Origin of the sequence: Caballeronia sp. AZ7_KS35, from assembly GCF_023631045.1 — a bacterium.
Taxonomy (GTDB): domain Bacteria; phylum Pseudomonadota; class Gammaproteobacteria; order Burkholderiales; family Burkholderiaceae; genus Caballeronia; species Caballeronia zhejiangensis.
The window spans coordinates 294,639-307,963 of sequence record NZ_JALQDV010000009.1 but is presented as its reverse complement, the minus strand read 5'-3'; the positions used below and the strand labels follow the sequence as shown (position 1 = coordinate 307,963).

The window sequence follows — 13,325 nt, the reverse complement described above, 5'->3', positions numbered from 1 at the left end:
TGATGCTGAGTGTGCGGTTGAATAAAACAAGATATTGGGGGCGGCTGCCGGCATTGATGCTCTGCGCAGCCGCGTTGTTGACGGCGGCAACGAGCTCGTTCGCTCAGGGAGACGATCCCGCTGCCGCCCGCAAGACAGCCGCCACTCTGCTCAACCGCATCCACGAAGCGGCCCAGCAGCAGAATTACGAGGGCACGTTCGTCTACCAGCGTGGCGCGACGGTGCAGTCGTCGCGCATTACGCACGTCGCCACGCGCGGTGACGGCGAATACGAATCGCTCGAAAGTCTCGACGGCGCGCCGCGCAAGATGCTGCGTCACGACGACGACATGTTCACCTTCGTGCCGGAGCGTCATCTGCTCGTGGTCGAGCATCGGCAGAACCGGGATTCGTTCCCGGCGCTGTTGTCGACGAGTGGCGATCAGGTGCTTTCCGTCTACGATCCGAAGCTGTTGGGCACGGACCGCGTCGCGGGGATCGAAAGCCAGGTGCTGGAGCTCGATCCGAAAGATTCCTATCGTTTTGCCTACAAGCTGTGGGCCGATGCGAAAACCGGCTTGCTGCTGCGCGCGCAAACGCTCGACCCGGACGGGCAAGTCCTCGAGCAGCTTTCTTTCTCTCAGGTACGTATTGGCGGGCCGATCGACAAGGCGCCGATCGCGAACGGCATTCGCAACACGTCGGGCTGGACCGTCGTGCGGCCGCCCGTGCAGCCGGTCGACATGGAAGCGCAGGGCTGGCAACTGACGCCGACTATCGCGGGCTTTCGCAAGATTCGCGAGTTGCGCCGTCCGATGGCGTCGAGCCAGCAAGGCCAGCCGCCGATTCCGGTCGATCAGGCCGTGTTCTCCGATGGCCTCGCGACGATCTCGGTTTTCGTCGAGCCGGTGGAGAAAAATACGCGCAAGGAAGGCGCGGGCAATAGCGGAGCGACGCACGTTCTGGTGAAGCGCCGCGGAGATTTCTGGATCACCTTGCTGGGTGAAGTGCCGCAAGCCACATTGCAGCAATTTGCTTCTACCATAGAATACAAGCCTTCCAAGTAATTCAGATCCCGGCCTCCAACCTATGAGCAACTTCTCGCTGCGCAAGTTCATCGCGGCCGCGGCGCTCGCCGTGTGCCTGCCGTTCGTATCGCAATCTGCGTCAGCGGTGCCCACGGTGAACCTGCCGGACTTCACGACGCTCGTCGACAAGGTGGGGCCCTCGGTCGTGAACATTCGCACGACCTCGCGCGTCGGTTCGGGCAGCGATCTGCGCGGCCTGCCGCCCGGTCTCGATGAAGGCGACATGTCGGAATTCTTCCGACGCTTCTTCGGCATTCCGATGCCGGGTCAGCCGCCTCGTGGAGGTGGCGGCGGCGGAAATAACGGCGGCGGAAGTCAGGGCGATCAGGGCAAGGGCGGCAGCCGCAACGCGCCCGACGACAACCAGGACAACTCGGAGCAGAGCAGTGGCGTCGGCTCCGGCTTCATCCTGTCGACCGATGGCTACGTGATGACCAACGCACACGTCGTCGACGATGCCGACACCATCTACGTCACGCTCACGGACAAGCGCGAATTCAAGGCGCGTCTCGTCGGCGTCGACGAGCGCACGGACGTCGCCGTCGTCAAGATCAGCGCATCGAACCTGCCGGCGATCACCATCGGCGATTCGAACAAGGTGCGCGTCGGCGAGTGGGTGCTCGCAATCGGTTCGCCGTTCGGCCTCGACAACACCGTGACCGCGGGCATCGTCAGCGCGAAGGGGCGCGATACGGGCGATTACCTTCCGTTCATCCAGACCGATGTCGCCGTGAATCCGGGCAACTCGGGCGGTCCGCTCATCAACATGGCGGGCGAGGTGATTGGTATCAATTCGCAGATTTACAGCCGCACGGGCGGTTTCATGGGCATCTCGTTCGCGATTCCGATCGACGAAGCCATGCGCGTCGCCGATCAGCTTAAGACGTCGGGCAAGGTGGTGCGCGGGCGCATCGCGGTGGCGATCGGCGAAGTGACGAAGGACGTCGCGGATTCGCTGGGCTTGCCGAAAGCGCAGGGCGCGCTCGTGTCGAGCGTCGAATCGGGCGGGCCGGCCGACAAGGCCGGCGTGCAGCCAGGCGACATCATCCTCAAGTTCAACGGTCAGAACGTCGAGACCGCGACCGATCTCCCGCGCATGGTCGGCGATACGAAACCCGGCACGAAGACCACGCTCACGATCTGGCGCAAGGGCCAGACGCGCGATCTGTCGATCACGGTCGCCGAAATGCAGCCGGACAAGGTCGCGAAGACCGAGCAGAAGAAACCGCCGCAGCCGAAGGAGCGCGCGAGCAATTCGCTCGGCATGGCGGTGAGCGACATTCCGGCAGATCAAAAGAAGGCGCTCAAGCTGTCGAGCGGCGTTCAGGTCGATGCCGTCGAGGGACCGGCGGCACGCGCGGGCTTCCAGAAGGGCGACATCATCATGCGTATCGGCGATACGGATATCACGAGCGCCAAGCAGTTCCAGGAAGTCGCGCAGGGCCTCGACGCGAGCAAGATGGTCGCGATTCTCGTGCGTCGCGGCGACAACACGCAGTTCGTGCCGGTGCGCCCGCGCGTGCCGGCGCAGAAATAAGCGCGATGACGTCGAAGCCAGGCGCGGCCTTCATTCTGTACGGGCGCGCCTGGTGTCATCTGTGCGAGGACATGCGGGCCGAACTCGAGCCGATCGCCGCGCAACACGGCATTCCGATCGAATGGATCGACATCGACGAAGATCCGCTGCTCGAAGCGCGCTACGACGAACGCGTGCCGGTTCTGGCGCTCGATGGCGTCGAGCTGTGCCAGTACCGGCTCGACGCCGACGCGGTACACGCAGCGCTGCTCGCGCGCGGTCGGTGAGGGCGGCGCAGGCGAAATCCGCCGGGGCACCCCCGTTTTCGGCTAAAATGCTCAAGTTTTCCCCAAATTTTCAAGGCGTGCTCCGCGTTGGTGAGGGCGCGCCTTTTTCGCTTTTTTTGGCACGATCGGCACTGAATGGATCATATTCGTAACTTCTCGATCATCGCGCACATCGACCACGGCAAGTCGACGCTCGCTGACCGCATCATCCAGTTGTGCGGCGGCCTGTCCGACCGTGAGATGGAAGCGCAGGTGCTCGATTCGATGGACCTCGAGCGCGAACGTGGCATCACGATCAAGGCGCAGACCGCGGCGCTGACCTATAAGGCGCGCGACGGCCGCGTCTATAACCTCAACCTGATCGATACGCCGGGGCACGTCGACTTCTCCTACGAAGTCAGCCGCTCGCTATCCGCGTGCGAAGGCGCGCTGCTCGTCGTCGATGCGTCGCAGGGCGTCGAAGCGCAGACGGTGGCGAACTGCTACACGGCCATCGAACTCGGCGTCGAAGTCGTGCCGGTGCTCAACAAGATCGATCTGCCGGCCGCGAACCCCGAAAACGCGATCGCGGAAATCGAGGACGTGATCGGCATTCAGGCCGCGGACGCCGTCCATTGCAGCGCGAAGACGGGTCTCGGCGTCGAGGACGTGCTCGAATCGCTGATCGCGAAAGTGCCGCCGCCCGAGGGCGATCCGGACGCGCCGCTGCAGGCGCTCATCATCGACTCGTGGTTCGACAACTACGTCGGCGTCGTGATGCTGGTGCGTATCGTCAACGGCACGCTCAAGCCGAAGGACAAGATCAAGATGATGGCGACCGGCGCGCAATACCCGGTCGAGCATGTCGGCGTGTTCGCGCCGAAGTCGACGAATCTCGCGCAATTGTCGGCGGGGCAGGTGGGCTTCGTGATCGCGGGCATCAAGGAACTGACGGCCGCGAAAGTGGGCGATACCGTCACGGTCGCGAGCCGTCCGGCCACCGAGCCGCTGCCGGGCTTCAAGGAAGTGAAGCCGCAGGTGTTCGCGGGGCTCTATCCGGTCGAGGCGAATCAGTACGACGCGCTGCGCGAATCGCTCGAAAAGCTGAAGCTCAACGACGCGTCGCTGCAGTTCGAGCCGGAAGTGTCGCAGGCGCTCGGCTTCGGTTTCCGTTGCGGCTTCCTCGGCCTTCTGCACATGGAAATCGTGCAGGAGCGTCTCGAGCGCGAATTCGACATGGACCTCATCACCACCGCGCCGACGGTGATCTATGAGGTCGAGCAGCGCGACGGCACGACCATCATGGTCGAGAATCCGGCGAAAATGCCGGAGCCGCAGAAGATCGAGGAAGTGCGCGAGCCGATCGTCACCGTGAATCTGTATATGCCGCAGGAATATGTCGGCTCCGTCATCACGCTGTGTACGGCCAAGCGCGGCTCGCAGATCAACATGCAGTATCACGGCCGTCAGGTGCAGCTGACCTACGAAATCCCGATGGCGGAAATCGTGCTCGACTTCTTCGACCGCCTGAAGTCGACGTCGCGCGGCTATGCGTCGATGGACTACGAGTTCAAGGAATATCGCGCGGCGGATGTCGTCAAGGTCGACATGCTCATCAACGGCGACAAGGTCGATGCGCTGTCAGTCATCGTGCACCGTTCGCAGAGCCAGCATCGCGGCCGCGAAGTGGCGTCGAAGATGCGCGAACTGATTCCGCGTCAGATGTACGACGTGGCGATCCAGGCGACCATCGGCTCGAACATCATCGCGCGCGAGAACATCAAGGCGCTGCGCAAGAACGTGCTCGCGAAGTGCTACGGCGGCGACATCTCGCGCAAGAAGAAGCTGCTCGAGAAGCAGAAGGCCGGCAAGAAGCGCATGAAGCAGGTCGGCTCTGTCGAAATCCCGCAAGAGGCTTTCCTGGCGATTCTGCGCGTCGACGAGTAACGCGCGCACGGCGAAGCAAACAACGATAACAACCGGAAGCGATTGATGAATTTCGCATTGATTCTTTTGATCCTCGTCGTATTGACGGGTATTGCCTGGGTGCTCGACAAGCTGGTGTTTCTGCCGCAACGGCGCCGCGCCGCCGATGCCGCGGTGGCCGAGTTCGATCGCCAGCAGGAGCGCGTCGGCGAGCGTTTCGCCGATGAAAACGCCCCGCAGACGCGCGCCCGCCTGCGCGACGACAAGCTGCGCCAGCCGTGGTGGCTCGAATACACGGCGAGCTTCTTCCCGGTGATTCTCGCGGTATTCGTCGTGCGCTCGTTCATCATCGAGCCGTTCAAGATTCCGTCCGGCTCGATGGTGCCGACGCTGCTCGTCGGCGACTTCATCCTCGTGAACAAGTACGAATACGGCCTGCGCATGCCGATCACGAACACGAAGATGACCAACGGCAGCCCGCTCAAGCGCGGCGATGTCGTCGTGTTCCGGTATCCGAAGGACGAATCGGTCGACTACATCAAGCGCGTGATCGGCCTGCCGGGCGATACCGTCGCGTACGAAGACAAGAAGCTCACGATCAACGGCAAGCCGGTGCCGGAGACGCCGCTGCCCGATTATTTCGACGACGAGCGCATCGGTTACGCGAAGCAGTTCGAGGAAGATCTCGACGGCCGCAAGAACGCGATCCTGAACAATCCGCAAGTGCCGCCGTTCATCGTCGGCGCGGACGATTTCCCGTTCCGCGACAACTGCAATTACAACGCTCAGGGCGTGACGTGCAAAGTCCCGCCGGGCAACTACTTCATGATGGGCGACAACCGCGACAACAGCGCGGACAGCCGCTACTGGGGCTTCGTGCCGGACAAGAACATCGTCGGGCGCGCCTTCTTCATCTGGATGAACTTCAGCAATCTCAAGCGCATCGGCGCTTTCCAGTGAACACACATCACGCCGGCTCGTCTCCTGAGACAGCCGGCGTTGCTCATTCTTAAAACAAGCTTCGAAACGGCGTGAAGAAGCGCGGCTAACACCGTCTCGCCACGCGTTTTCCGGCGCGGTCCGGCGGAATCGTCCGCCCGCGCGCCCGCGTTATACTCTCTCCATGCCATCTTCTCCGTTGGAAAGCCGGCTGCGGTACGAATTTCGCAATGCGGAATTGCTGCGCCAGGCGATGACCCACCGCAGTCACAGCGCCACGCACAATGAACGGCTCGAATTTCTCGGCGATTCCGTTCTAAATTGCGTGGTGGCCGCGCTTTTGTTCCAACGATTCAGCAAACTCGACGAAGGCGACCTGTCGCGCGTGCGCGCGAATCTGGTCAAACAGCAGTCGCTTTACGAAATCGCGCAGGCGTTGAACGTGTCCGAAGGCCTGCGGCTCGGCGAAGGCGAATTGCGCAGCGGCGGCTTTCGCCGTCCGTCGATTCTCGCCGACACGCTCGAAGCGATCTTCGGCGCCATCTTCCTCGACGGCGGTTTCGACGCCGCTTTCACCGTTATCAAGCGGCTGTACACGCCGGTGCTCGATCACATCGATCCGCGCACCATCGGCAAGGATGCGAAGACGCTTCTGCAGGAATATCTCCAGGGCCACAAGATCGCGTTGCCGACTTACACCGTTATCGCAACGCACGGCGCCGCGCACAATCAGCAGTTCGAAGTCGAATGCACGGTGCCGAAACTCGACGTGAAAGTGTCCGGTTCCGGCGCGAGCCGCCGCGCCGCCGAGCAGGCTGCCGCGAAGAAGGCGCTCGACGAAGTGATGGCCGCTGCACCGACGCTCGGCATGAAGCCGAAGCGCAAGGGCGCGCGCGCGGCGAAGCAGGTCGAGCCCGAAGTGGTGCCCGGCGTCACCGGCATTCAGGCGGCGCTCGATCTGCGGTCGCCCGATCGTCGCGAGCGTCAACATGCACCGCACGGCACGCAGCAGGCGCCGCAGGAACGCCCGGCCACCGCGCCGCTCGCCGTGATTCGCGCGACGCACGTCGAGCCGTCGGCGGGCGCGTACGCAGCCGCGGACAAGCCCGAACGCGCCGTCATTCACCGGCCGGAGAAAGCGGCGAAAAGCGATGCGACGCAAACGTCCGAACGCAGCGCGAATGCGGACAAGCCCGCGCCGTCCGACGAACGCGACGACGACGCCGGCACGCGCAACAGCGCCGCCGCGGATGCGCCCGCGGGCCGCGTCGTGCGCGCCGCCGACGCCGGTCACTGACGCGCGCATCGAGCGCACATCGCGCCCCCGCGCCCCAACGACTTCTTGCCGCACACATCTATGAACGCTCCTACTTCTTCCGGTTTCCGCTGCGGCATGGTCGCGATCGTCGGCCGTCCTAACGTCGGCAAGTCGACGCTGATGAACGCGCTCGTCGGCCAGAAGGTGAGCATCACCTCGCGCAAGGCGCAGACGACGCGCCACCGCATCACCGGCATCAACACGTTCGACGACGCGCAGTACATTTTCGTCGACACGCCCGGTTTCCAGACACGTCACAGCGGCGCGCTGAATCGCTCGCTGAACCGCGCGGTGACGTCGACGCTCACGTCCGTCGATGCGATTCTCTTCGTGATCGAAGCGGGCCGCTTCGGTCCGGACGACCAGAAGGTGCTCGATCTGATCCCGACCGGCACGCCGACTTTGCTGATCGCAAACAAGCTGGATCGCGTCGGCGACAAGAGTTCGCTCTTTCCCTTCATGCAGCAGATGTCGGCCTTGCGGGACTTCCGCGAGATCGTGCCGCTGTCGGCGAAAAACGTCGACGACATCAAGCGCCTCTTGTCGGTCGTGAAGCCGTATCTGCCGGAAGGCGAGCCGATCTACGGCGAGGACGATCTGACCGATCGCAGCGAACGCTTCCTCGCCGCCGAAATCCTGCGCGAGAAGGTGTTCCGCTGGACCGGCGACGAACTGCCGTACACGAGCACGGTGCTCATCGACAAGTTCGAGACCGAAGGGCGTCTGCGCCGCGTGTTCGCGACGATTCTCGTCGATCGCGACATGCACAAGGCGATGATCATCGGCCAGAAGGGCGCGAAGCTGAAGCAGATCAGCACCGAGGCGCGGCTCGACATGGAGAAGCTCTTCGACGGTCCCGTGTATCTCGAAACCTTCGTCAAGGTGAAGAGCGGCTGGGCGGACAACGAAGCGGGCCTGCGCGCGTACGGCTACGAGTGATGCATGGACGACGGCCCGAACGACGCCCGGATGATTCCGCCCGCCGATGATCGTCCCGACGACGATTTCGACGCGGAGGAGCGCCCGGCCGCGCGCGCCGTGCCAAAGCGGCGGCGCGCGGCGCCGTCATCGACATCCGATGCCGAGTCTGCGCCGAGAAAGCCGCGTTCGGATTTTCGCGTCGCCGAGCAGCCGGGATTCGTGCTGCACAGTTATCCGTATCGCGAGACGAGTCTGATCATCGACGTGTTCTCGCGCGATCACGGGCGCGTCGCGCTCGTCGCGAAGGGCGCGAAGCGTCCGCATTCCGCGCTGCGCGGCGTATTGCAGACGTTTCAGCCGCTGGGACTTTCGTGGACCGGCAAGGGCGAAGTCCGCACGCTGACGACCGCCGAATGGGTCGGCGGCATGTTGCCGCTCGCCGGCGACGCGTTGCTGTGCGGCTTCTACGTCAATGAATTGCTGGTGAAGTTCTGCGCCCGCGAGGACGCGCATCCGGCGCTCTTCAACCATTACGTGCTGACGCTCTCGCGCCTCGCGCACGACGAACCCGCCGCTCAGGTGTTGCGTTCATTCGAATGCGTGCTGCTGCGCGAAACCGGCTACGCGATGAATCTCGTGCGCACGGTGACACGCCAGCCGGTCCTCGCCGACGCCCGCTATGTCTTCGATCCAGACCGCGGCGTGCGCGAGGCGTCGGACGATCTTCCGGCGCAATGGCCGATGATTTCGGGGCAAACGCTCATCGACATGGAGCGCGACGACTACACGAATCCGCAGACCGCCGCGCAGAGCAAGACGCTGATGCGCTTTCTGCTGAATCACTACCTGGGCGGCACGCCGCTCGCCACCCGTCAGATATTGATCGACCTGCAAAAACTATGAGCTTCTTTCTCACATCGCCTGCGAATGTGATCGATCTGGGCGTGAACATCGATCACGTCGCCACGTTGCGCAACGCGCGCGGCACGTCGTATCCCGATCCAATCCGCGCGGCGCTCGCCGCCGAGGAAGCGGGCGCGGACGCCATCACGCTGCATCTGCGCGAGGATCGCCGTCATATCGTCGATGCCGATGTGCGCACGCTGCGTCCGCTTCTCAAAACGCGCATGAATCTCGAATGCGCGGTGACGCGCGAGATGCTCGACATCGCGTGCGAGATCAAGCCGCACGACGTCTGTCTCGTGCCGGAAAAGCGTCAGGAAGTGACGACTGAAGGCGGCCTCGATGTCGCCGGCCGCTTCGAAGAGGTCAAGGCCGCGTGCAGGCAACTCGCCGACGCGGGCGCGCGCGTGTCGCTTTTCATCGATCCTGACGAGACGCAGATTCGCGCCGCGAAAGAGGCGGGCGCGCCCGTCATCGAACTGCACACGGGCCGATATGCCGAAGCGCACGACGAAGCCGAACAGCAACGCGAATTCGAGCGCGTCGCGGCGAGCGTCGATGTCGGCAACGCGCTCGGGCTGAAGGTGAACGCGGGCCACGGCCTGCACTACACCAACGTGCAGGCGATCGCGGCGCTGCCGGGCATCGTCGAGCTGAACATCGGACATGCGATCGTCGCGCATTCGATCTTCGCGGGCTGGGACAACGCCGTGCGCGAGATGAAGGCGATCATGGTCGCGTCGCGTCTCGCGTCGGCCAACGCGCGCTGAGCGGGCACATCATGACGATCTACGGAATTGGCACGGACGTCGTGCAGGTGAGCCGCGTCGCGGCGGTCATGAGACGCACCAAGGGCCGCTTCGCCGAAAAGGTGCTCGGCCCCGACGAACTGCGCGTCTACCACGCGCGCAACGCGCGTTCGGAAGTGCGCGGCCTCGCGTTTCTCGCGACGCGCTTTTCGGCCAAGGAAGCGTTCTCGAAGGCGATCGGCCTCGGCATGCGCTGGCCGATGACGTGGCGCGCGCTGCAGACGCTCAACGAGCCGAGCGGCAAGCCGATGATCGCGGCCTCCGGCGAACTCGCGCAATGGCTCGAGCAACGCGGCATCACGGCGAAAGTCACGGTCAGCGACGAGCGCGATTACGCGGTGTCGTTCGTGATCGCGGAAGTGACCGACAGCGCGCCCGGCCAATCCTGAATTCAATCCAACCAAGACTAAAAGCCAATTGAATCCGATGAAACGCACTCCCGGCCCCGTCATGTTCGACGTCGCCGGCACGACGCTCTCCGACGCGGATATCGAACGCATCACGCATCCGATGACGGGCGGCATCATTCTCTTCGCGCGGCATTTCACCGACCGCGCGCAACTCGTCGCGCTGACCGATGCGATCCGCGCGGTACGCGATGACATCCTCATCGCCGTCGATCACGAAGGCGGCCGCGTGCAGCGTTTTCGCACCGACGGCTTCACCGTGCTGCCCGCGCCGGGCAAGCTCGGCGAGCTGTGGGACAAGGACGTGCTCGCCGCGACGAAGGCGGCGACCGCGTTCGGCTACGTGCTCGCGTCGGAGTTGCGCGCGTGCGGCATCGACATGAGCTTCACGCCGGTGCTCGATCTGAACTACGGACAGTCGAAAGTGGTCGGCGATCGCGCCTTTCACGCCGATCCGCGCGTCGTGACAATGCTCGCGAAGAGCCTGAATCACGGCCTCGCGCTCGCGGGCATGGCGAACTGCGGCAAGCATTTTCCGGGTCACGGTTTCGCCGAAGCCGATTCGCACGTCGCGCTGCCGACCGACGATCGCACGCTCGACGAGATTCTCGCCGCCGATGTGCGCCCGTACGACTGGCTCGGCATGTCGCTGGCGTCGGTGATTCCGGCGCATGTGATTTACACGAAGGTCGACGACAAACCGGCGGGATTCTCGCGCATCTGGCTGCAGGACATCCTGCGCGGCAGGCTCGGCTTCAACGGGGCGATCTTCAGCGACGATCTGTCGATGGAAGCCGCGCGCGCGGGCGGCACGCTCACCGAGGCCGCGACGGCCGCGCTCACGGCGGGCTGCGACATGGCGCTGATCTGCAATCAGCCGGAAGAGGCGGGCAAGGTGCTGGAGCAGTTGCGCTATACGCCGCCGAAGGCGTCGGCGCAGCGTCTCAAGCAGATGCGTCCGCGCGGCAAGGCGCTGCGCTGGAGCAAGCTGCAGGCGCAGGCCGAATATCAGGCGGCGCGCGCGCTCGTCAAAGAGATGCTCGGGTAAACGAAAAACGCCACGGATCTCGTGGCGTTTTTTTGTGGCAGGTGAAATCAGGACGATTCCAGCTTCATCCGCTGCAGCTTGTTGTAGAGCGTCTTCGGGCTGATGCCGAGCAGCGTCGCCGCGCGGTGACGTGTGCCACCGACCGCTTCGAGCGTCGCGCGAATCAGCATGTCCTCGACGTCCGCGAGCGCGGTGCCGACCGTCACCTGCACGCTGCTGCCGTTGAGACCGCGACCGCCGAGGCCGCCCGGCTCATCGACGCGCAATGTCTCGATCGTCTCGCCCGACGCGTGATACGCGCGCCGCACGCGCTCGCGCAGCTCGCGCACGTTGCCGGGCCATTCGGTCGCGATGCACTCGCGGATAAACGCCGGGCTGATACGCTTCGGCGAGCCGCTCGTGATTCCGGCGATGTGATTCTCGCGGTTCAATTCGTCGACGAGCGTTTCGGCGATCAGCGCGATGTCGTCGTCGCGATCGGCGAGCGGCGGCAGCATGATCGACGACGCCGACAGACGCTGAAACAGATCCTCGCGCATCGCGCCGCTCGCGACGGCTTCGCGCATCGGCGTGCGGGACGCGGCGATCAGGCGGAAGTCCGTCATGATTCGATTGCTGCCGCCGACGCGCATGAACGTCTGCGAATCGAGCGCGCGCAGGAGCGCTTCCTGTTGCGCGGCGGGCAGCAGATCGATCTGGTCGAGGAACAGCGTGCCGCCGCCCGCCTGTTCGAGCAGACCCGGCTCGCGGTTCTCGGCGCCCGCGAAGGCGTTGCGCTCATGGCCGAAGAGAATGCTTTCCATCGAGCGCTGCGTGCCGTCGGGCGCCTGGCGGCTCGCGGAACAATCGAACGTGACGAACGGGCCTTTGCGACGGCGGCTCAATTGATGGATCGTGCGCGCCGCGATCTTCTTGCCCGTGCCCGGATCGCCGCAGATCAGCACAGCGGCTTCGGTCGGCGCGGTGTGCTCGATCAGATCGTAGACGTGCTGCATCGCTGCGCTGCGGCCGATCATGTCGCCGAAATGGCCGAGATCGCGCAGCGTCGTTCGCAGCGACTGGACTTCCTCGGTGAGCTCGTACGGCCGCGGAATGCGCGCAAGCAAGCTGCGCAAGCGCGGGATGTTCACGGGCTTCAGCAGATAGTCCCAGATGCCGTGTCGCAAGCCTTCGATCGCGCTTTCCACCGTCGCATTCCCTGTCATCACGATGACCGGCAGCGCGCCATCGGGCGGTTGCGAGGGCAGGCTCGGCAACAAGTCGAGACCGCTGCCGTCCGGCAGATTCAGGTCGATCAGCACGACATCGGGGATGAAGCGGGTCAGCGCGGAGCGCGCCTCGGCGAGCGTCGTCGCGGTATCGACGGAAAAGCCGTCTGCCGTGAGGATCGCGGACAGGCCGGAGAGGCTATTGGGATCGTCTTCGACAATCAGTGCGTGTGGCATGGCGGACCAACGTATCAAAGTGGACTGTAATGCGCCGTTTCCGCGTGGGATCGGGCGTGTCGTGGGCGGAATACCGCGCCGCTTTCCGGCGTTCGGCGCGTACCCCGCTGCGGTTTTTTGTCCTGCGTTACTCGTTCGGCATCGTTGTGCTGCAAGCGCGTCATTGCGGTCTGAGATGCAGTTCGTTGCTGACCGACTGCACGCCCGGGACACTGCGCGCCACGGCCAGCGCTTTCTGAATCTGCACCTCCGAATCTGCGTATCCCGACAACTGCACGACGCCGCGATACGTCGCGACGCTCACCGGCAATGGCTTCAACTGCGGATCGGCGGCGAGCGCGGCTTTCACGCGAGCGGCGAGCGCAGCGTCGTCGGTTGCGATTTCGCCGCCGGTGTTCGCATTCGCCGATGTCGCCGGACTCGACTTGCAGCCGGCGATGAGAGCAAAGGCGGGCAATGCGAGCGCCGCGACGATCAGAAACCTGCTCCGGATGAAAGGCGTGCTTTGCATGTCGGCTTGGAAATCTTGATCTGGTTGACCGAGCAGAAACCGTGCCAGGCAGTTAATTTTTCCGATGTGCGTCGCGCACGCGGGGCCAGCGCGGGCGGCTGGGGGAATCGGCGGTGGAGCGTGTCGGGGCGCGACCGGTAAAGTTTGCCTGAAATTGTCAAAAAATTCATGCAAAAGAAAAAGCGCCCGCGATGGGGCGCTTTTTGAACCGATCGGGCGGTGCGTTGCACCGGCCGTTCGGCTTACAAC

13 protein-coding genes are annotated in these 13,325 nt (G+C 64.1%); 11 read left to right on the top strand and 2 right to left on the bottom strand.

Features of this window, described 5'->3' with window-relative positions; genetic code table 11:
• The first annotated feature begins 2 nt into the window (after window positions 1–2).
• The 11 genes from NCT05_RS11645 to nagZ all read left to right on the top strand — a co-directional run bounded on the left by NCT05_RS11645 (window position 3) and on the right by nagZ (window position 11,120).
• Window positions 3–1,046 carry a MucB/RseB C-terminal domain-containing protein gene (locus tag NCT05_RS11645; RefSeq protein ID WP_250502298.1) on the top strand — a complete coding sequence of 348 codons (1,044 nt, stop codon included), beginning with the start codon at window positions 3–5 and terminating at the stop codon, window positions 1,044–1,046.
• Between the two features lie 22 nt (window positions 1,047–1,068).
• On the top strand, window positions 1,069–2,604 hold the full coding sequence (locus NCT05_RS11640) for a DegQ family serine endoprotease (RefSeq protein ID WP_034473529.1): 1,536 nt from the start codon (window positions 1,069–1,071) through the stop codon (window positions 2,602–2,604).
• A gap of 5 nt (window positions 2,605–2,609) precedes the next feature.
• Window positions 2,610–2,870 carry a glutaredoxin family protein gene (locus tag NCT05_RS11635; RefSeq protein WP_008342094.1) on the top strand — a complete coding sequence of 87 codons (261 nt, stop codon included), beginning with the start codon at window positions 2,610–2,612 and terminating at the stop codon, window positions 2,868–2,870.
• Window positions 2,871–3,005: 135 nt separating this feature from the next.
• The gene (lepA, locus tag NCT05_RS11630) at window positions 3,006–4,796 is read left to right on the top strand and encodes a translation elongation factor 4 (RefSeq protein WP_008342093.1); all 1,791 of its coding nucleotides are present in this window, start codon (window positions 3,006–3,008) and stop codon (window positions 4,794–4,796) included.
• 45 nt (window positions 4,797–4,841) lie between these two features.
• Window positions 4,842–5,735, top strand: coding sequence for a signal peptidase I (gene lepB / locus NCT05_RS11625; RefSeq protein ID WP_250502297.1), 894 nt, complete (start codon window positions 4,842–4,844; stop codon window positions 5,733–5,735).
• Window positions 5,736–5,898: 163 nt separating this feature from the next.
• On the top strand, window positions 5,899–7,011 hold the full coding sequence (gene rnc / locus NCT05_RS11620; protein WP_033537089.1) for a ribonuclease III: 1,113 nt from the start codon (window positions 5,899–5,901) through the stop codon (window positions 7,009–7,011).
• Between the two features lie 60 nt (window positions 7,012–7,071).
• Window positions 7,072–7,971, top strand: coding sequence for a GTPase Era (era, locus tag NCT05_RS11615; RefSeq protein WP_008342088.1), 900 nt, complete (start codon window positions 7,072–7,074; stop codon window positions 7,969–7,971).
• A gap of 3 nt (window positions 7,972–7,974) precedes the next feature.
• Complete coding sequence (recO, locus tag NCT05_RS11610; protein WP_250434955.1) at window positions 7,975–8,856, top strand: DNA repair protein RecO; 882 nt, start codon at window positions 7,975–7,977, stop codon at window positions 8,854–8,856.
• Window positions 8,853–9,626, top strand: a complete 774-nt coding sequence (gene pdxJ, locus NCT05_RS11605) for a pyridoxine 5'-phosphate synthase (protein WP_175980375.1) — start codon at window positions 8,853–8,855, stop codon at window positions 9,624–9,626. Before recO ends, pdxJ begins: the two co-directional genes overlap by 4 nt.
• 11 nt (window positions 9,627–9,637) lie before the next feature.
• The gene (gene acpS, locus NCT05_RS11600) at window positions 9,638–10,054 is read left to right on the top strand and encodes a holo-ACP synthase (protein WP_250434953.1); all 417 of its coding nucleotides are present in this window, start codon (window positions 9,638–9,640) and stop codon (window positions 10,052–10,054) included.
• Window positions 10,055–10,091: 37 nt separating this feature from the next.
• Window positions 10,092–11,120 (top strand): beta-N-acetylhexosaminidase, encoded by a 1,029-nt coding sequence (gene nagZ, locus NCT05_RS11595; protein ID WP_008342081.1) that lies wholly within the window; start codon window positions 10,092–10,094, stop codon window positions 11,118–11,120.
• Window positions 11,121–11,167: 47 nt separating this feature from the next.
• Here nagZ and NCT05_RS11590 read toward each other — a convergent pair whose 3' ends face one another.
• Together NCT05_RS11590 and NCT05_RS11585 are read right to left on the bottom strand one after the other, a co-directional pair.
• A complete protein-coding gene (locus tag NCT05_RS11590) occupies window positions 11,168–12,565 on the bottom strand; it encodes a sigma-54-dependent transcriptional regulator (RefSeq protein WP_008342079.1) in 1,398 nt (465 codons plus the stop codon).
• A 160-nt stretch (window positions 12,566–12,725) separates the two neighbouring features.
• A complete protein-coding gene (locus tag NCT05_RS11585) occupies window positions 12,726–13,076 on the bottom strand; it encodes a BON domain-containing protein (protein WP_008342078.1) in 351 nt (116 codons plus the stop codon).
• Window positions 13,077–13,325 lie beyond the last annotated feature (249 nt).